Origin of the sequence: Mucilaginibacter paludis DSM 18603, assembly GCF_000166195.2 — a bacterium.
GTDB classification, from domain to species: domain Bacteria; phylum Bacteroidota; class Bacteroidia; order Sphingobacteriales; family Sphingobacteriaceae; genus Mucilaginibacter; species Mucilaginibacter paludis.
In genome coordinates this window covers 4,875,719-4,895,212 of sequence record NZ_CM001403.1, presented here as the reverse complement: position 1 = coordinate 4,895,212, position 19,494 = coordinate 4,875,719, and the positions used below count along the sequence as shown (strand labels likewise).

Below are 19,494 nucleotides of genomic sequence, written 5' to 3'. Positions count from 1 at the left end.
TAAGCCTTTCCCCCTCCAGGTATTACACCTATAAGTTAACAACAAGCACCGTCATTAACATAATGATAACATTGAATTAATCATTATTTAACTTACCTTTGTGGTTGATATTCAACCCTTATGAAAAAAATGAAACAGAAAGCCGCAATTAAATCTGCCCGCAAAAATTTTAAAAACAGCATTAAGCTATCTTTAGTAACGCAGCTAAAAACTATTGTGGAAGAACTTGGAGTAGGCACTAAAAAAACACAAAAAGAAATTGAAAAGGGTGCTGAAAAATTAGCTAAAAAACTTTCGAAAGAATTTAAAATTGACAAAGCCAATATTGCTGAAAAAGCCGAACCTGAGCAATTTATAGTTGACGTACAAGAAGGTAAAATTGTGAAGCCTGATGCAGAAACAGTTTTAGCTAAACCCACCAAAACAAAAGCGAAGACGGTAAAACCATAACGCTGTTAGGTTTAATGCTTATTGCCCAGGCCAAACTCTTTGTAAGTACTGGGCAAAGTTCCTGTATTCTTAAAAGCAAAAGTGCAGGTTGCACCCCATTTATCAAAGTCGATATCTTTATTTACCGACTGTTGTATGCTGATTAAACGCAGCAGGTAAATCCCCTCGCGGCTAAGCTTAAAATAAACATTGCCTGTGTCATCGGTAGTCAATTTCTGCGGATACGTTGTTCCGGCAGCAGTTTTAATAATCACGTCAATTTCTGCCCCTGCAAGGCCCTTACCTTTAAATTTTACGGTGGCATTCATATCGTCGCCATAATTTAGCTGGTAAGGGTTTTGCTGTAAAATAATCTCAAGGGTATGTCCAAGCTCTTTATTAAATAAATTGCCTTCGGTTTTATCAATGGTGAATAAGGTTTTCATATAACAGGTAAACCTTATTCTAAATTTGCTTTGGCCGGCCTTATTTACCTTATCATATATTTTAGCACCTCCCACGCTATCTAACTCTGCAATTAAAGCGGTTTTATCAATTTCGGTATCAATAGGCTTCCGGGTCATGGCTATCATAGCCAGGCCGCTGTTTTTCAACTGGTGACCAAAAGCGGAAGCGGTGCTATCTTTTACATTAGCTGTCAGATCTATCTTTTGTTTCCCTTCATACAACATCAGCTCTCCGGTTCGCGACGGCTGATATGGATATTCGTTATCCTTCTCAAATCCCTGGCCGGCAAACTGATGTACATTGATAGTTTCACCTTTGTGCAACATGAAAGTTTCCGGCAACAAAAAGTAATCTTCGGCCTGCATCATTAATGCGGTTAAAAGGAACAAAACACAAAAAAAGATCGGCCGTAGTTTCATTTATCTACATTAAATAGGTACGCTCAAAATTAGAAATTTTTGGAAATTGATGTAGCTTTACTTTATGATTTTCAACCGGAAACAGCTTGATAATGATACGCTGATCAGATTTTATAAAACGCTGCTCTGGCCGCGCCTTGTTGAAGAAAAAATGCTGATTTTATTGAGGCAAGGGCGCATTGGTAAATGGTTTTCGGGCATTGGGCAGGAAGCCATCGCCGTAGGCGCAACCCTGGCCATGAAGGCCGACGAATATATTTTACCCATGCACAGAAACCTGGGCGTTTTTACAGCACGCAATATCCCGCTCATGCGATTAATGGCCCAATGGCAGGGTACAGCCGCAGGATTTACCAAAGGTCGCGACCGCTCTTTCCACTTCGGTACGCAGGAGCATAAAATTATTGGCATGATATCTCACCTGGGGCCACAAATGGGGCTGGCAGACGGTATTGCGCTGGCCGATATTTTGAGCGGAAAGCAAAAAGCAACATTGGTATTTACCGGAGAAGGGGGCACCAGCGAGGGCGATTTTCACGAGGCTCTTAACGTGGCGTCGGTTTGGAACCTTCCTGTAATTTTCCTGATCGAAAACAATGGCTACGGCCTATCTACCCCAACGAGCGAGCAATATAACTGCACCAACCTGGTTGACCGCGCCGTTGGTTACGGCATAGAGGGCAGACAGGTAAACGGCAATAATATATTGGAAGTTTACCATGCCATTAGCGAGATTACGAGCGCCATACGCCAAAAACCGCGCCCTGTGCTGCTGGAATGTATCACTTTCAGGATGCGCGGGCACGAGGAGGCATCGGGCACCAAATACGTGCCGCAATATTTAATTGACGAATGGCTGAAGCGCGATCCCATAAGTAATTATGAAGACTATCTGCTTGGCCAGAACATTCTTCAGCTCAAAGACATCACCCAGATTAAAACAAGATTCAAGCAGGTAATAGATACCGAAATAGAAAAAGCTTTTAACGACGATGATATTGTTCCAGAAGTAGCGACGGAATTGCAGGATATGTACCACCCCCACCCTGCCGAGGCCATTCAACCCGCAAATAACAACAAAACCAATAAACGCTACATTGATGCCATAAGCGATACCTTAATGTTAGGGATGCGTAAATTTGATAACCTGGTGATGATGGGGCAGGATATTGCAGAGTACGGCGGGGTATTTAAAATTACCGCCGGCCTGGCAGAAGAGTTTGGCAAAGCCCGGGTACGGAACACGCCTATTTGCGAGTCGGCCATTGTGGGTGCAGCTTTGGGTTTATCCATCAACGGATACAAGGCCATTGTAGAGATGCAGTTTGCAGATTTTGTTACCTGCGGGTTTAACCAGATTGTGAACAACCTGGCCAAAAGTTATTACCGCTGGCAGGAAAAGGCCGATGTGGTGATCCGCATGCCGGCTGGGGCGGGTACCGGGGCGGGCCCTTTCCACTCGCAAAGCAACGAAGCCTGGTTTACCAAAACTCCCGGCTTAAAGGTAGTTTACCCGGCATCTCCGGCGGATGCCAAAGGTTTATTGCTGGCCGCAATTGAAGACCCAAACCCGGTAATTTACTTTGAGCACAAATACCTGTATCGCACTATAAGCGAAGAAATACCCGATGACTACTATACTATACCGATAGGCAAAGCCAAAATTGTGCGCGAGGGAGAAACGATCAGCCTGATCACTTACGGCTTGGGCGTGCACTGGGCCATGGCTTATGCCGAAAAGCACCCGGAGGTATCCGTCGAAATTATCGACCTGCGCAGCCTGCAGCCCTGGGACAAAGAGGCTGTTGAAACCAGCGTTAAAAAAACTGGCCGTGCCATAATACTGCACGAAGACACCTTAACCAGCGGCTTTGGCGCCGAAATAGCCGCACACCTTGCCGAGCATTGCTTTAGCTACCTGGACGCGCCTATTTTACGTTGCGCCAGCTTAGATACCGCCATACCGATGAATAAAGACCTGGAAGAACAGTTTTTAGCAAACGCCCGCCTTGAGGAAACAATGGAGAGGTTATTACAATATTAATTCGTAATTTTATATGGCTATGGTAACACTGGAAGAAATATACGAAGAAGACCCCACCCAACGGATTATTGATGAAGGGGCTGGCTGGGGGGCACAGCAAATGCTTAAAGCGGGTGTACCTATTTTTTACCGCGACGAAAAATTTCCGGAAACTATGGATGGGGACTTATTTGTAAAGGAATATCCAAACGGTGCTAAATTTCTGGTCAGGAAAATATTAACTGAAGACTTTAGGCTTCTGGAAGAGCATATCAAACTTTTGGAGGGATAAATTTGCCTTCATTAGTTATCATCGGCGGTCCCAATGGTTCGGGCAAAACCACATTAACGCAATACCTTATTCAAAAAGGGCGAATTAAGTCTCCTGTTATTAATCCGGATGACATTGCTTTAAAAGAATTGGGTGGCTATCAACATCATATTGGCGCCGCAAGAATTGCATTGGCCCGTAGAAAAAACTCAATATTACAAAACTCTAATGTTGCTTTCGAAACAACATTTTCCGGTCAATCAGAAGTAAATGATGCTAAAGCGGCTCAAGAAAAAGGCTACCATACAACGCTGTATTATGTCGCATTACAATCCCCATTAGATAATATTATTCGTGTAGAAGAAAGGCAACTTAATTTAGGGCATAACGTTGGGAATGAAGATATAATTCGCAGGTATGAGAAAAGTAAAAAAAATTTGTCAGCTAATATCAATATTTTCGATACAGCCTATTTATTTGACAACACGGGAACTAACCGTTCACGAGTGGCTATTTTTATCAAAGGGAAACTAAGATGGCTAAATCCCAAACATAAACAACATCCTTTTTTTAAAGACTTATTTCTCCAATAAATCCTAATCTTCAACCAACTCCACTTCGGCTACCGGGCTAAAAAGGTATACCCTTTTACTACTCACTTCCACACAGCGGTATCGTTTACGCAGTCGTTCTTCCAAACGAAAAACACGGCCATCCTTTATTTTGAATACAGCTCCGGCAGATAGCTTCTCTACCGTGATCACTGCGGCTTTAGGCGCATCGTAGCTGCGTAATGAGCGGTATAAATTTAAATCCGAGCAACTGGATGCCGCCGGGTTATCCAAATAGCTAACAATAGCCTTTTTTACATCGGGCGGAAAAATGTCTTTCTCAAAAAAGGGCTGCATCATCTGTTTAAAATTTGCTTTCCATTCAGACCCATGGGGTTTTACCCGGTGCTTGTGCTCATTCCAGGTATGCAGGTGTGCAAACTCATGTACGGTGGTTACCAGAAAAGCATAAGGGTTTAAATCATAATTCACAGAAATACGGTGGCCTTTGCCTCCATAGGGGTGGCGATAATCGCCAAATTTTGAATTACGGTTACGCGATACTTTAAACTCACAAACAAAATAGTCTATCCAGCGGCTAATCAGCGGGGCTGCTTCGGCTGGAAGGTACTGCGCTAAAACTTTTACTTTATCCAATTTTACCTCTTGTATCAAATATCAGCATTTTGCATAAAGTGTCAAATAACGGGGATGTAAATTTATTTGTTACTGTGGTTTTCTTTTCCATTGCAGCTGTTCTCAACAACAACCAATCATCCGGCATGCGAGTTAAGACTTGGTCGACGAGGTATGCATATCATTGTCAGTGAGAACACTGAATAAGGCGTAAAAAATTGCATCTGGTTGTCGATGGAACACCGACTAAGGTGAAACTGCTTCTTGCAGTATTAAATCTACTTCAGCAAATGATAAGTAACAAAGCTTGCCGTATAAGCTAAAACCGTCATATAGGCAAACTGTATCGCTGGCCAGCGCCAGTTTTTAGTTTCGCGGTAAACTACAGCTACTGTACTGGCACATTGCATGGCGAAAGCGTAGAACATCATCAACGACATAGCTACTGCGAAGGTGAAAACAGGTTGCCCTGTATCCGAATTTTTGGCGCTGTGCATTTTTTGCTGTACCGATTGCATATTCTCCCCATCTCCATTTACACTGTAAATAGTGGCCATGGTACCTACAAAAACCTCGCGGGCGGCAAATGAGGTTACCAGCGCGATGCCGATCTTCCAGTCGAACCCTAAAGGCTTAATGGCGGGCTCTATGCCGTGGCCTAACATGCCTGCATAAGAGTTCTCCAATTTTTCAGAAGCTATCATGCGGTTGAGGCTGTCGGGGGCAATTTTTTGAGTAGCCTGGATTCCTTTATATTTCTGATCGATGTTATCGAAGCGTTTACCCGGCCCGTAGGATGCCAGTACCCATAAAATAATAGACACCGCTATAATAACCTTACCGGCCTGAAATACAAATGTTTTGGCCCTATCGTACATGGTTAATAACACATTATTCCAGCGCGGAGCGCGATAAACCGGGAGTTCCATTATAAAATAGCCGCGTTCGCGCGAGCGCAAAATATATTTAAACACCCATGCCACTACTACTGCCGATACCAGGCTTAATAAATACATGGCTGTTAAGGCAAGGCCCTGCATGTTAAATATCCACCAGATGTTTTTATTGGGCACCACCAAAGAGATCAGTAAGGTATACACCGGCAAACGTGCCGAACAGGTTATTAAAGGGGTAACCAGGATGGTGATCATCCTGTCTTTCCAGTTCTCGATGGTGCGGGTACTCATGATAGAGGGCACAGCACAGGCAAAGCCACCAATCAGCGGCACTACCGATTTACCGTTGAGGCCAACCTTGCGCATAATTTTATCCATCATAAAGGTAACACGCGACATGTAGCCTGTATCTTCCAATATGGATATAAAGGCAAACAAAATAGCTATCTGCGGAATAAAAACCATCACGCCGCTAAGCCCGGCCACAATACCATCGGCTAATAAGTTAACCAGGGGGCCCTCGGGCAAATGTTGGTGCAGTTGCGTTTGTACCCAAACAAAGCCATCGGCAATCAACCCCATCGGGTAAGCCGACCATGCAAATATGGCCTGGAAGATAAACAACAATATGGCCAGGAATATAACAAAGCCAAATATCTTGTGGGTAAGTACCTTGTCTATCCGGTTGCTCAATGTTTCATCTTCGGCCGTTGTCGATTTTTTTACCGTATCGTAAAGCAGATCGTTAATAAAGTTGTACCGGGCAATGGTTTCTGTGGCCTGAGCCTTTTGCGAATGGAAGGAATGTTCCTTTTCCAGTTCCTCAATGCGGTCGCTCTCTTTAACTGAAAGAAATTTTAAAGTTTCGTGCTGATGTGCCAGTTGTAAGGCAAAGTAAGGATTCTCAATTTTAAGCTCCTGCTTAATTTGGCCAATCAGGGCAGGCGCTATAGGCTCAACATCAATAGTATCTTGTTGTAAGGCAATTTTATTGGCAAAGGTAATGGCTTGTTTAAGCTGATCGATCCCTTCTAATTTACGGGCGGATATTGCCACTACAGGCACGCCAAGCTTTTGGGCAAAGCCATCAATATCAATGGTGATATCTGCTTTTTTTGCCATATCAATCATGTTGAGGGCAACCACTACCGGTATTTTTAAATCGGCAACCTGGGTATAAAGCAGTAAATTTCTTTTAAGATTGGTGGCATCTAAAATAACAACCACCAGGTCGGGGTTCATTTCGCTATTCCTGTCGGCAAGCACAGAAAAAACGATGGATTCATCCTGACTCTTGGGATAAAGGCTGTAGGTACCCGGCAGATCGATTATCTCTGCTACGCGGCCATCCGGCAAATCTGCATAGCCTATTTTTTTATCAACTGTAACACCCGGAAAATTGCCTATTTTTTGGTTAAGCCCCGTTAAAACGTTAAAAAGCGTTGATTTACCGGTATTGGGGTTACCTACAAGTGCAATTCTGATGTCAGCTTTCAACGTTTAAAAACTATTGCATAATGATAGTTGCGGCCTCGCGTTTACGTAAGCTCAACTGGTAACCGGCCACATTAATGGCGATAGGATCGCCAAGGGGCGCTATACGCTGAACTTTGATTTCTTCACCAGGCAAGCAGCCCATTTCCATTAATTTAACCGACATTTCGAGGTCTGTAAATTCTTTTACAGTGCCTTTTTCGCCCACTTTAAGTTGTGAAAGTCTCATGTTTCTATGTATCCTGAAAGCAAATGTATGCCTTATTTAAATTAAATCCAAATAAGAACGAGGTAATCATTGCAATTTTACATTACAAAGTATTGAGGCAGTTAAAACATCATTTTAACCGTTTAGAAGCGCCCATATTCCAGGCTTTTACCTACTTTAAATCACCCTAAGGTTTCTCTACCTGCCATTATCGCACCGCTGGAACCGTTCGCGAGTTAAAATGAGGGCACGTACATTTTTTATGAAAAATACCGCAGGAGGACGAGCCCACCAGCAGTAACACATACAAAAAATATTTGATTTTGCTCCTGTTCATATCCACCTTCAATTCAAATATTTTGATGATAAACCGGACCTTTTAAAAGGCCCGGTATTATTAATTTTTTAAACGCCAATTAAGGTTTTATAAGCATCAGCAGTTAAAAGGCTGTCGATGTCAGCAATGTCGGTAATGCTTATCTTTACCATCCAGCCATCGCCATAAGGGTCTGAATTGACCAGTTCGGGCGCGCTGTCCAGCTTCGGATTGATCTCCAACACATCACCTGTAATCGGCATAAACAAATCAGAAACGGTTTTAACGGCTTCAACTGTACCAAAAACATCTTCGCTATGAACAGTTTTGCCAACCGAAGTAATATCAACGTAAACAATATCGCCAAGCTCTTTTTGGGCAAACTCGGTAATGCCTATAAAAGCTTCGTTTCCTTCAACCCTGATCCACTCATGATCCTTGGTATATTTTAGTTCTGCTGGAAAATTCATATAGTTTATTTTATGCCGCCAAAAATAACAAAACTTTAAGTATCGGCAACATAGCAACAAACATTAAAAGCTTACCAGCTATTTAACCGCAAACCTTTGGTAAACAATATTGTTGGTAATAAATAGCTCACCATTTTATCTGTTAATCATGAAAAATTCAGGAATGACGATTTTTGCTGCTGCCATAGCAGTATTTTGTTTGCAGGCTTGCCACAGTAATAAAGACAGTAAAGCTACGGCCGATAGCACCAACAAAGCTAACGATGTTACCAGCAAACCGGCAAATGACATCGCAACGGCCACCGGCATGACCACCGACAGCCAGGACGCAAAATTCGCCGTTGAAGCAGCTAATGGTGGTATGGCCGAAGTGATGCTGAGCAGACTGGCACAGGATAAAGGAAGTGGGAAAGTTAAAGATTTTGGCGCCATGATGGTGATGGATCACAGAAAAGCCAATAATGAATTGATGACCCTGGCAAAAGGCAAAAACATCACACTGCCATCGGTTGTAGGTGCCGACGAGCAAAAGTACTTTAACGACCTGAGTAAAAAAAGCGGTGAAGATTTTGACAAAGCCTATATTCAATTAATGATAGATGACCATAAAAATGACATCAAGGTATTTGACGATGCCAGCAAAAATTTGAAAGATCCTGATTTGAAAGCCTTCGCGGATAAAACCTTGCCTACTTTAAAAATGCATTTGTCGTCCATCGTTAAAATTGATAGTGCCCTTAAAAAGTAAGCATCAAACCTAAAGGAATAAACAGCAATTGTGGCACTTCCGCTTATGCGTGTACAACTCAAAATCTATCTTTAAATAAGCATTTCGTTTCCTATATTTTCATAGTTTACGCTATTCTTGCTATACTTGCGCATGGCATCACCTATAGTAACCGGAATAATGAGCTACGGCATGTCGGGCAGAATATTTCATGCGCCATTTTTACATGCACACCCTGGTTTTACACTAAAGGCAATAACCGAACGCAGCAAAAAAACAGCGCAGGAACGTTACCCCGCTGTATTGAGCTATGATTCTGTTGAGCAACTTTTGGCTGATGACGAGATAGAGCTCATCGTAGTTAATACACCGAACAATACACATTACGATTTAGCTACTTTAGCTTTGAAGGCTGGCAAGCACGTGCTGATTGAAAAACCGGTTGCTGATTCTGCTATAGAAACCAAAGCGCTGTTTGACCTGGGCCGTGCTCAAAACCGCCAGGTGCTTGTTTATCAAAACCGACGCTGGGACAGTGATTTTTTATCGGTTAAGCAAGTAATTGATAGCGGAAAATTAGGCAAACTGACAGAGGTAACTTTTCGTTTTGACCGGTATAAGCTCGCTTTAAGCCCAAAGGCATTTAAAGAGACGCCAAATGCCGGGGCAAATGGTTTGGTGTACGACCTGGGCCCTCATCTGCTCGACCAGCTTATTAGTTTGTTTGGCAAGCCTTTGGAGTTTAACAAGATCAAAGCAGCGAACCGGCCTGGATCACAGGTTGACGATTACTTTTTTTACCAGTTATCCTATCCCGGCAATTTAAATGTAATGGCCGCATCAAGCCTGTTAACTGCCCAACCTATGCCAGCTTTTGTTTTACATGGCACCCAAGGTACATACATTAAAGACCGGGTTGACGTGCAGGAAAATCAATTAGACCAAAACATAGCGCCCACAGATGAACATTATGGCTTGGAAGAACCCGGACTTGAGGGCAAACTAACAACTATTAACGCGGATGGAAGCAAGCATATTGAAAGCATTCCATCGTTAAAAGGCGACTATACGGGCTTATTTGAAGCCGTATACCAAACCATCAGAAACCACATCACATACCCCATAACGGAAGAAAATATTTTATGCCAAATGGAATTATTAGAAGCCTAAGCCGTTAACATTGTAATCATGAAAAATTTATTTTGCCTTATATTACTCCTGCTCAGTATCACGAACATTGATGCCCAAAAAACGGATACTATTAAAACGATCCCTGCTTACAGATTGTTAAACCAGGATAGCGTTTATGTTACCCAGGCCAACCTCAAAAAGGGCAAACCGGTAATGATCATTTACTTCTCGCCGGATTGCACACATTGCCAGCGCTTAACCTATGAGTTCAAAGACGAATTTAAAAAAGAAGTCAAAAACCATACAAAAGAATTAAGCCATGTACAGATTGTGATGGCCACCTGGACACAGTTAAAGGCTATCCAGATTTTTTACAGAGATTTTGGCTTAAACCAATATCCTAATATCACCATAGGTACAGAGGGTAGCACTTACACTTTGCAACGCTTCTACCAGGTAAGAACCACCCCTTATATTGCCATATACTCCAAAACAGGGCAATTGGTAAAGGCCTTTGATAAGGAGCCGAAACTGAACGACATTTTAACTGTGTTAAAGAAAGTATAAATAAAAACACAAAGCCAGCCTGAGCCTAAACGGACGGGATATATTAAATACCCGCAAATTTGGTTTTATAACCGATGATGGTGTTTTACCATAGCGATGTGTAAAGCAGCTTTCAAAGCCGCACCTTTTTGTTAACCTTCTCCTACCGTTTCGGATCAGGCTATATAGGAAGGTGCGGAAAGGACAGGCGGGATAATGATGGTGGCGCGCCAAAGGATGTCGGTATGGCGGCGGCGGAGCGATACAGTAGGTTTTGATATCATTGTTTACCCACTTGAACATCAAATTTGAATGTTCAGTTTCAGCTTTTCGCGTAACAAGTCCAAAAGATTTATCATATAGAATTATACCCAGTTTCAGTAGGCTAATTGCCTGTTAAGTAATTACCCACTATCGCATTCAGTCCCCAAATTCTGTATTTAGCCATCAATAGCACAGAAAACTAAGCTGTAAAACTATACCAACTGTTGCTACTTAATATTATATGATATCAGATCCTGAGGCACAACTCCCGAAATCCCAGGACTCCGCAAATCAATATGAATAATACCTACATTGGGAGCAACGTACATCTCATAGGTAAACGTCATGGCCTGACCCGATGCGCTCATCGTAAGTTGAATTGTAGTGTGGATGACGTCACTGAATGTTTTGCCGGCAACAGTTTTCGAAACTCCTTTTTCGGTTATCCTCCCATTCAATAAAACATTACCTATTACCGGGTAAGAAAGGCTTGCCGTCCATGTAGAGCCTACAGGCACATTATCCTTCAGGTATAACATCTCAACAGCATAAGAAGATGTACCGGCGGATATCTTCTGCATGATACTATACTCATGATTACTGGTATAATAATATCCTGTATCGGCAATGCCAAAACCGGAACGTGTTTCTGTTGCTGTATGATATTGTTTGTTATTGATGGTTAAAGTTGTTGTACCCATCGTGATAGCATCAGTATCAATTAAAGTGTAACCGGTTGCCGAATAATCTACCCTGTAGATCCATTTTGACCCAGCCGTAAGGGGTTGATAGGTTGCCGAAACACCCGAATTAGGCGAAGTGATATAGGTTCCGTTTATTTTTTGACAGCTATTTAAAATCACCATAGCCACCAACGGAAGTAAAACGAGTAAATATTTTTTCATATAATAAGGTTGATCAACCAAATATAATCATTCTCAATTAATAACACAAAAGCGATAACCAACAATCAATCCCTCAATATAAAAATCAGCCTTGCAACTTTTCAAGCTGTTCAACATGATAACATTCATCACCATATAGCTCCCGCCAAATCCTGCTCAACAAATTATCATAAACCATTTGACAATAATAGTTTTTCACGTATCTTTGCAGTCCCGAAATTACGGGGTAATAAATTAGTTTACATCATTTAAAATTAAGCAAGTGAATACGTTAAGTTACAAAACTGTCTCTGCCAACAAAAAGACCGTTAACAAAGAATGGGTTGTTGTTGACGCTCAAGGCGAGATTTTGGGGCGCTTGTCTTCTAAGATCGCTATGATCATCAGGGGAAAACACAAGCCAGGGTTCACCCCGAACGTAGACTGCGGTGATAACGTGATCGTTATTAACGCAGACAAGGTAAAACTGACCGGAAACAAATTCGAAGAAAAAGAATATGTTTCTTACACTGGTTATCCAGGTGGTCAGCGTTTCATTTCTCCTAAGGAGTTAATGGCAAAACATCCAGAACGTGTAATTGAAAAAGCAGTTCGTGGTATGTTACCTAAAAATCGTTTGGGCAGAGCTATCTATGGAAACCTGCATGTATATGCAAGCGCCACTCATCCGCATGAGGCTCAATCACCAAAAACCATTAAACTTTAATCCGAAAGAGAAATGTCAACTACAAACACTTCAGGTAGAAGAAAAACCGCAGTTGCCCGCATCTATTTAACCGAGGGTAGCGGCACACTTACCGTTAACGGTAAAGATTACAAAGAGTATTTCCCAACATTGCCATTACAATACATCGCTACACAATCTGTAGAGGTTTCTGGTTCAACCGGAAAATATGATGTTAAAGCTAATGTAGCAGGCGGTGGTGTTAAAGGACAGGCAGAAGCCGTTCGTTTAGCCATTGCTAAAGCTATTGTTGAACTTGATGCTGAAAAGAAACCTGCATTAAGGGCTAAAGGTATTATGACCCGCGATGACCGTATGGTTGAGCGTAAGAAACCAGGTCGTAAAAAAGCCCGTAAGAGATTCCAATTCAGTAAACGTTAATATTTTAAGGAGGACAACACAATGGCAAGAACAACATATCAGGATTTACTGGATGCAGGTGTACACTTTGGTCACCTTACCCGCAAATGGGATCCAAAAATGTCACAGTACATTTTTATGGAGCGCAACGGTATCCACATTATCGATTTAAATAAAACCTTAACCAAAGTAGAAGAAGCTGCTGCGGCTATTAAACAAATTGTAAAATCAGGCCGTAAGGTATTATTTGTTGCTACCAAAAAGCAAGCAAAAGATATCGTTGCCGATTATGCAAAAGGTGTAAACATGCCTTACGTAACCGAGCGTTGGTTAGGTGGTATGTTAACTAACTTCGCTACTGTACGCAAGTCGATAAAAAAGATGTCTAACATCGATAAATTGACTAAAGACGGTACTTACAGCAACCTTTCTAAAAAAGAAAGATTGATGATACAACGTGAGCGTATCAAGTTAGAATCATTATTAGGTGGTATTGCTGATTTAAACCGTTTACCGGCAGCTTTATTCCTGATTGATGTGAAGAAAGAACACATCGCCGTTGCCGAAGCAATGAAATTAAACATTCCTACCTTCGCGATGGTTGATACCAACTCTGATCCTTCAAACATTGACTTCCCTATCCCGGCGAATGACGATGCTACCAAATCAATTTCATTGATCGCCAGCATTATTATCAAAGCGATTGAAGAAGGTTTGGACGAGCGCAAACGCGAGAAAGAAGACGAAGCTGAAAAAGAAGCTGCCGCATCAAAAGCAAAAGCTGACAGCCCGGAAGTTGCTGCCGGAGCTAAAGATGATGCTGGTAAAAGAAACAGAAAAGTATCGGCAGAAGCTGAGAAAACTGAAGAATAATTAAGGGAAACCGGAGTTCGGATATTGATCTCGGATTTATTTCCCTGGTCAGATGCCGGAATCCGGTTTTTTATTGAATATGTAACCTATTTAAAAGGAAAATAAAATGTCTACAGTACAAATTTCTGCAGCCGACGTAAACAAACTGCGCCAACAAACAGGGGCAGGTATGATGGATTGTAAAAAAGCCTTAACCGAAACTAACGGTGACTTTGAAGCGGCTATCGATTACCTCAGAAAAAAAGGCGCTAAAGTAGCGGCCAGCCGTCAGGACAGGGAATCAAATGAGGGTGTAGTAATTGCACGTTCATCTGAAGATGGTAAACGCGGTGTGATTATCGAATTGAACTGCGAAACAGATTTCGTGGCTAAAAATGCTGAATTTATTGCTTTTGGCAACGCCATTGCAAATGAAGCTATCCAGGCTAATGTAACTACTATCGACGAGTTATATAACCTTGAATTAGATACCGAAAACGGTCGCGCTAAAATTGGCGAACTGGTTATTGATAAAACCGGCAAAATCGGCGAAAAAATTGGTGTTTCTAAATTTGAAACCATCACCGGCGAAAAAGTTATAGCTTACATTCACGGTAACTTCCGTTTAGGTGTATTGGTAGCTTTAAGCGCTGATGCTGAAGGTGCAGATGAAGCCGGTAAGGATGTATCCATGCAGATTGCCGCCATGAACCCTGTTGCCATTGATAAAGATGGTGTTGATGCTACTGTAGTTCAACGCGAAATGGAAATTGCCGCAGAGCAAATCCGTGCCGAAGGCAAACCAGAAGCCATGGTTGAAAAAATTGCTGCAGGTAAATTAAATAAGTTTTACAAAGACTCTACTTTGTTAAACCAGGAATTTGTTAAAGATTCTTCTAAATCAGTTGCCCAGTTTTTAAACGGGGTGAAAAAAGACTTAACGGTAACCGCCTTTAAGCGAGTTGCTTTAGGATCGTAATATTATTTAAATCCTCGCCAAACGGCGGGGATTTTTTTTGCCTTTTCTTTTCCAACTGACTATGATAACTGCGTTGCACAACTTACAGCTAATTTCGGATGGGCTAATGTCCCAAAGAAAAGCTGTTTTAATTGAAAACGAAAAAATCAAAGCAGTTGTTGATCAAAAGGAAATCCCGGAAGAAGCGCAACAGATTGATTTAAACGGAGCAAATGTTGCCCCCGGTTTAATTGACCTTCAAATTTACGGAAACGGCTCCCCTTTATTTTTTGGTGGCGATCCTTCTGCCGCCGCGCTGGCGCAAATGGAAAAAGCTTTATTACGCCAGGGTTGTACCGGCTTTTTGGCCACCATAGCTACCAATACCAATCAAGTTGTTGAACAAGGAATACAGGCGGCCTTAACTTATAGCAACAGGGTTGGCAATTTGATGGGCCTACACCTGGAGGGGCCATACTTAAACCCGAAACGCAAAGGCGCGCATCCCGCGGCCCTGATAAAAAAGGCTACGCTTAACGAGGTTAAACATTGGGTTGAAATGGCTAATGGCGAAATCAAAATGATTACTATTGCCCCCGAATTGCAGGATGAGGCAATTTTAACCTATTTGAATGAGCAAGCTATCGTGTTATCATCCGGCCATAGCGATGCTACTTACCAGCAGGCAAAAGCATTCATCAATCATCCTGTAAAGGCAATTACCCATCTGTATAATGCCATGCCGCCAATGCATCACCGGCAACCCGGTATTATACCCGCTATTTTTGAAGACAAACCCTACACCAGTATAGTTGCCGATGGCATTCACGTAAACTTCACGATGATTGCCCTGGCCAAGCGCCAACTGGGCGATAAACTCTTCCTGATAACCGATGCCGTAACCGAAAGCCGGACAGGCGTGTATCAGCACCAGCTTCATGGCGATCATTTTACCATGCCTGATGGAACACTCTCCGGCTCAAACCTTAGCCTGTTACAGGCCGTAAAAAACTGTGTTGAACATGCTGAAATTCCATTAGCCGAGGCTATTAATATGGCATCGTTGTATCCTGCCCGGTTAATTGGCAAGGCTGATGAGCAAGGTAAAATAGCCGCCAACTATTTAGCGAATATGATTGTATTTAATGCCGACTTTGAAGTGCAGGCTACAATTTTGAAGGGCCATTACTTTACAAAAACAATATAAAATTTTAACACTAAGTATATTTGAATATTTTTGACAAACTACTCAACAATGAAATATAAAAGAATCCTTTTAAAACTCAGCGGAGAATCGCTAATGGGCGACAAACAGTACGGTATTGACAATACCCGCGTTGTACAATATGCACGGGAGATTAAAGCTGTGTTTGATGCCGGTGTTGAAATTGCCATAGTAGTAGGTGGTGGAAACATTTTCAGGGGCCTTAGTGCCGAGAAATCGGGTATGGAACGCGCCCAGGCCGACTATATGGGAATGCTTGCAACCGTTATTAACTGCATGGCATTACAAAATGCGTTAGAAACCATAGGCACCCCTACCCGCCTGCAGTCGGCCATTAAGATGGAACAAATCTGCGAGCCCTTTATCCGTCGCCGCGCTATGCGTCATCTTGAAATTGGCCGCATTGTGATTTTTGGCGCAGGTACCGGCAATCCTTATTTTACCACAGATACTGCGGCATCATTAAGGGCCATTGAAATTAAAGCTGACGTAGTATTAAAAGGCACCCGCGTAGATGGTATTTATACCGCCGATCCAGAGAAAGATCCTACCGCTCAAAAATATGAGGAAATATCTTTCCAGGAGGTTTATGCCAAAGGCCTAAACGTAATGGACATGACTGCCATTACACTTTGCCAGGAAAACAAATTACCCATTATTGTTTTTGACATGAATAAACCAGGTAATTTTATGAAAATTGCCAATGGCGAAGCTATTGGTACCTTAGTTAGGTAAGCGATACCGCCGATAAACAAAAAATGCCCGCCATCGCGGGCATTTTTTGTTTATGTAAGTAAGATTGATTTGCGTAGGGTTGTTCACAGGTTGGTTATAAAATTTTCAATATTGAATTTACACCTGTAGTAAATGACAGAAATTGCTATTTTTGGCAAAAAATAAATTCAATGAGCGAACTCATTAAAAAACAATTAACCGATGCTAAGGCGCTGATGGAAAAAGCCATTGAGCATACTGATAGCGAATTTTTAAAGATCCGGGCCGGCAAAGCATCGCCCGCCATGCTCGACGGTGTAATGGTTGAATATTATGGTACGCCAACTATTATAACACAGGTTGCCAGCGTAAATAGCCCCGATGCACGTACACTTGTTGTACAGCCTTGGGAAAAAACGCTGCTGGGCCCAATTGAAAGAGCCATTATGGAGGCTAACCTTGGTTTTAACCCTCAAAACGATGGTATAGTAATCCGCATCAACGTACCTCCATTAACCGAGGAACGCCGTCGCGATCTGGTTAAACGGGTAAAAGCCGAAGCCGAAAACGGTAAGATCGCCCTACGCAATATTCGTAAAGACGCCAACGAAAAAATCAAAAAGTTAAAAACCGAAAGCGTATCAGAAGACGAGATTAAAGTTGGCGAAGCCGATGTACAAAAGTTAGTTGATGCCTACATTATCAAAATTGATCAATTAACGGACGTAAAAGAAAAAGATATCATGACTGTGTAAACAGCAAACTTAATGTCATATTAAAGGGGATGCGCTATTTTAGCCATTCCCTTTTTTATTTTTGTAGCAACACATGAAAATACTTTTATCTTACTTAAAAAACCATCGCTGGATAGTTGCTCTGGCGCTATTGCTTGCGGCAATTAATATTGGTTTCTCATTACTCGATCCCATGATAACCAAAAACATCATGGACAATTATATCGTCCCGGTAGATGGTAAACCTCATTCGTTTGATTACCGCCTGCACGGCTCGCTCATCTTGGTTGGCCTGGCTGTAGGCGCTGCAATGGTTTCCCGTATAGCTAAAAACTTTCAGGATTACTTTACCAATATCATCGTACTAAAAACGGGCGCACAAATGTACAGTGATGGCCTGAAACATTCGCTCGAGCTACCTTACCAGGTATTTGAAGATCAGCGCAGCGGCGAAACCTTGGGTATACTGCAAAAGGTACGCTTGGACTGCGAAAAATTCATCACATCATTTATCAGTGTACTGTTTGTGAGCCTTGTGGGGATGGTATTTGTTATCGTTTACTCACTAAGCGTAAGTTATAAGGTAACGCTGGTTTATTTTGCGGCTATACCTGTTATAGCGTTTGTAAGCTCAGCCCTGAGCAAGCGCATCAAGGTGATCCAAAAAAACATTGTTGGCGAAACTACCGCTTTGGCAGGATCAACTACCGAATCGTTAAGAAATATCGAACTTGTAAAAAGTCTGGGGTTGGCCAAGCAAGAAATTGATCGCCTGAATAAAACCACTTATAAGATACTCGACCTGGAACTAAAGAAGGTAAAATTTGTGCGAAGCATGAGCTTTATACAGGGTACCGTAGTTAATTTGGTGCGCAGCATTATGGTGGTTATTTTATTAATCCTGATATTTAAGGATACCTTAACGCCGGGTAGCTATTTTCAATTCTTGTTCTACTCCTTTTTTCTGTTCAATCCTTTGCAAGAATTGGGTAATGTAATACAGGCATGGCGCGAGGCACAAGTGTCCTTAGCTAATTTTGAGCGGATACTATCCACTCCGGTTGATGTTAAGCCAGCCAACCCGGTAATGTTAGAGAAAATTAAGGACTTAACCTTTGCAGATGTAAGTTTCAAGCACCTTTCAGGTAAGCAAAATGCCCTCAATGGCATCAACTTTAAAGCATCCAATGGCGAAACCATCGCCTTTGTAGGTCCGTCAGGTTCGGGTAAAACCACGTTGGTTAAATTGTTAGTGGGCCTTTATCAGCCGCTTGAGGGCGATGTACTATACAACAATGTATCAAGCAAAAGCATTGACCTGGATCAACTACGCGAAAAAATTGGTTTTGTTACCCAGGATACGCAATTATTCTCGGGTACGATTCGCGAAAACCTGTTATTTGTTCGGCCCGACGCTACCGACGAGCAGTGCTTGGATGTGTTGCGTAAAGCGGCATGTCACACGCTCATGGCCCGCGCCAGCAATGGCCTGGATACAGTTATTGGCGAGGGCGGTGTAAAGGTATCGGGGGGAGAAAAACAACGCCTTTCTATAGCGCGGGCCTTATTACGTAAGCCAGATATCATGGTGTTTGACGAAGCGACATCTTCGCTTGACTCCATTACCGAGGAAGAAATTACAGAAACCATCCGCGATGTATCAAACTTAGGCGGACAAATCACTATTTTAATAGCTCACCGCTTGTCAACTATTATGCATGCCGACAGGATTTATGTACTTGAGCGGGGCAATATCATTGAATCTGGAAAACATTTGGACCTGATAGAGCAAAAGGGTTTATATTATGCCATGTGGCGCCAGCAAATTGGCGAAAAACATGCAGTAATTTAATAGCCCACGCAATAAACTAATAGTGTATTTAGTTGTTTAATTGTTACATCGCCGCAGCATTTGCTATGGTGTTAATATTAACTCAATTATCATGCAATTTATCAGCTCGGTTATAGGCGGCGCGTTTGGTTTGTTATTCTTTATAGCATGGGTAGTTTTAGTACTGTACGCGCTGCTGGGTATCTTACGCAATCCCGGCTTCAATTCAAATACCAAGCTTTTATGGATTGTGATTATTTTAATTGCGCCTATTTTGGGTTCATTGCTCTATATCTTCTGGGGGCGAAATCAAAACTTCCTTTGATAGTCAGCTTGAGATAT

At 42.2% G+C, this 19,494-nt stretch carries 22 protein-coding genes; 16 read left to right on the top strand and 6 right to left on the bottom strand.

The window, feature by feature from the left end:
* Positions 1–120 precede the first annotated feature (120 nt).
* Complete coding sequence (locus MUCPA_RS20695; protein ID WP_040626214.1) at positions 121–450, top strand: hypothetical protein; 330 nt, start codon at positions 121–123, stop codon at positions 448–450.
* Positions 451–461: 11 nt separating this feature from the next.
* Here MUCPA_RS20695 and MUCPA_RS20690 read toward each other — a convergent pair whose 3' ends face one another.
* Positions 462–1,316, bottom strand: a complete 855-nt coding sequence (locus tag MUCPA_RS20690) for a DUF4198 domain-containing protein (RefSeq protein WP_083839365.1) — start codon at positions 1,314–1,316, stop codon at positions 462–464.
* A 64-nt stretch (positions 1,317–1,380) separates the two neighbouring features.
* Between MUCPA_RS20690 and MUCPA_RS20685 the strand changes: the two genes are divergently transcribed.
* The 3 genes from MUCPA_RS20685 to MUCPA_RS20675 are packed head-to-tail and all read left to right on the top strand — an operon-like array spanning position 1,381 to position 4,203.
* A complete protein-coding gene (locus MUCPA_RS20685; protein WP_008509051.1) occupies positions 1,381–3,360 on the top strand; it encodes an alpha-ketoacid dehydrogenase subunit alpha/beta in 1,980 nt (659 codons plus the stop codon).
* A gap of 13 nt (positions 3,361–3,373) precedes the next feature.
* Positions 3,374–3,631, top strand: coding sequence for a hypothetical protein (locus tag MUCPA_RS20680; RefSeq protein ID WP_040626210.1), 258 nt, complete (start codon positions 3,374–3,376; stop codon positions 3,629–3,631).
* A gap of 2 nt (positions 3,632–3,633) precedes the next feature.
* Positions 3,634–4,203 (top strand): zeta toxin family protein, encoded by a 570-nt coding sequence (locus MUCPA_RS20675; RefSeq protein WP_008509048.1) that lies wholly within the window; start codon positions 3,634–3,636, stop codon positions 4,201–4,203.
* Positions 4,204–4,206: 3 nt separating this feature from the next.
* On the opposite strand, the gene MUCPA_RS20670 is transcribed toward MUCPA_RS20675, so the two are convergent.
* From MUCPA_RS20670 to gcvH, 4 genes are all read right to left on the bottom strand, one after another.
* Positions 4,207–4,818 carry a SprT-like domain-containing protein gene (locus MUCPA_RS20670; protein ID WP_040627764.1) on the bottom strand — a complete coding sequence of 204 codons (612 nt, stop codon included), beginning with the start codon at positions 4,816–4,818 and terminating at the stop codon, positions 4,207–4,209.
* Positions 4,819–5,075: 257 nt separating this feature from the next.
* A complete protein-coding gene (gene feoB / locus MUCPA_RS20665) occupies positions 5,076–7,190 on the bottom strand; it encodes a ferrous iron transport protein B (RefSeq protein ID WP_008509044.1) in 2,115 nt (704 codons plus the stop codon).
* A gap of 10 nt (positions 7,191–7,200) precedes the next feature.
* Positions 7,201–7,416 (bottom strand): FeoA family protein, encoded by a 216-nt coding sequence (locus tag MUCPA_RS20660; RefSeq protein WP_008509043.1) that lies wholly within the window; start codon positions 7,414–7,416, stop codon positions 7,201–7,203.
* Positions 7,417–7,800: 384 nt separating this feature from the next.
* Positions 7,801–8,181, bottom strand: coding sequence for a glycine cleavage system protein GcvH (gene gcvH, locus MUCPA_RS20655; protein WP_008509041.1), 381 nt, complete (start codon positions 8,179–8,181; stop codon positions 7,801–7,803).
* Positions 8,182–8,329: 148 nt separating this feature from the next.
* Here gcvH and MUCPA_RS20650 point away from each other — a divergent pair, with 148 nt between their 5' ends.
* The 3 genes from MUCPA_RS20650 (at position 8,330) to MUCPA_RS20640 (ending at position 10,606) form a co-directional block, all read left to right on the top strand.
* Positions 8,330–8,929 carry a DUF4142 domain-containing protein gene (locus MUCPA_RS20650; protein ID WP_040626208.1) on the top strand — a complete coding sequence of 200 codons (600 nt, stop codon included), beginning with the start codon at positions 8,330–8,332 and terminating at the stop codon, positions 8,927–8,929.
* A gap of 132 nt (positions 8,930–9,061) precedes the next feature.
* The gene (locus tag MUCPA_RS20645) at positions 9,062–10,078 is read left to right on the top strand and encodes a Gfo/Idh/MocA family oxidoreductase (RefSeq protein ID WP_008509035.1); all 1,017 of its coding nucleotides are present in this window, start codon (positions 9,062–9,064) and stop codon (positions 10,076–10,078) included.
* 18 nt (positions 10,079–10,096) lie between these two features.
* Positions 10,097–10,606, top strand: coding sequence for a TlpA family protein disulfide reductase (locus MUCPA_RS20640; RefSeq protein WP_008509034.1), 510 nt, complete (start codon positions 10,097–10,099; stop codon positions 10,604–10,606).
* A 470-nt stretch (positions 10,607–11,076) separates the two neighbouring features.
* On the opposite strand, the gene MUCPA_RS20635 is transcribed toward MUCPA_RS20640, so the two are convergent.
* The gene (locus tag MUCPA_RS20635) at positions 11,077–11,754 is read right to left on the bottom strand and encodes a hypothetical protein (protein WP_040626205.1); all 678 of its coding nucleotides are present in this window, start codon (positions 11,752–11,754) and stop codon (positions 11,077–11,079) included.
* 262 nt (positions 11,755–12,016) lie between these two features.
* Between MUCPA_RS20635 and rplM the strand changes: the two genes are divergently transcribed.
* From rplM to MUCPA_RS20590, 9 genes are all read left to right on the top strand, one after another.
* On the top strand, positions 12,017–12,460 hold the full coding sequence (gene rplM, locus MUCPA_RS20630) for a 50S ribosomal protein L13 (RefSeq protein WP_008509031.1): 444 nt from the start codon (positions 12,017–12,019) through the stop codon (positions 12,458–12,460).
* A gap of 12 nt (positions 12,461–12,472) precedes the next feature.
* A complete protein-coding gene (gene rpsI / locus MUCPA_RS20625; protein ID WP_008509029.1) occupies positions 12,473–12,859 on the top strand; it encodes a 30S ribosomal protein S9 in 387 nt (128 codons plus the stop codon).
* A 21-nt stretch (positions 12,860–12,880) separates the two neighbouring features.
* Positions 12,881–13,711, top strand: coding sequence for a 30S ribosomal protein S2 (gene rpsB, locus MUCPA_RS20620; protein WP_008509028.1), 831 nt, complete (start codon positions 12,881–12,883; stop codon positions 13,709–13,711).
* Between the two features lie 106 nt (positions 13,712–13,817).
* Entirely contained in the window at positions 13,818–14,669 is an 852-nt protein-coding gene (tsf, locus tag MUCPA_RS20615) for a translation elongation factor Ts (RefSeq protein WP_008509027.1), read from the top strand.
* A gap of 61 nt (positions 14,670–14,730) precedes the next feature.
* Entirely contained in the window at positions 14,731–15,855 is a 1,125-nt protein-coding gene (gene nagA, locus MUCPA_RS20610) for an N-acetylglucosamine-6-phosphate deacetylase (protein WP_008509026.1), read from the top strand.
* A 48-nt stretch (positions 15,856–15,903) separates the two neighbouring features.
* Entirely contained in the window at positions 15,904–16,608 is a 705-nt protein-coding gene (gene pyrH / locus MUCPA_RS20605; RefSeq protein WP_008509025.1) for a UMP kinase, read from the top strand.
* Positions 16,609–16,778: 170 nt separating this feature from the next.
* Positions 16,779–17,342 carry a ribosome recycling factor gene (gene frr, locus MUCPA_RS20600; protein ID WP_008509024.1) on the top strand — a complete coding sequence of 188 codons (564 nt, stop codon included), beginning with the start codon at positions 16,779–16,781 and terminating at the stop codon, positions 17,340–17,342.
* A 73-nt stretch (positions 17,343–17,415) separates the two neighbouring features.
* The gene (locus tag MUCPA_RS20595; RefSeq protein WP_008509023.1) at positions 17,416–19,173 is read left to right on the top strand and encodes an ABC transporter ATP-binding protein; all 1,758 of its coding nucleotides are present in this window, start codon (positions 17,416–17,418) and stop codon (positions 19,171–19,173) included.
* A gap of 91 nt (positions 19,174–19,264) precedes the next feature.
* The gene (locus MUCPA_RS20590; protein ID WP_008509022.1) at positions 19,265–19,477 is read left to right on the top strand and encodes a PLDc N-terminal domain-containing protein; all 213 of its coding nucleotides are present in this window, start codon (positions 19,265–19,267) and stop codon (positions 19,475–19,477) included.
* Positions 19,478–19,494: the final 17 nt, after the last annotated feature.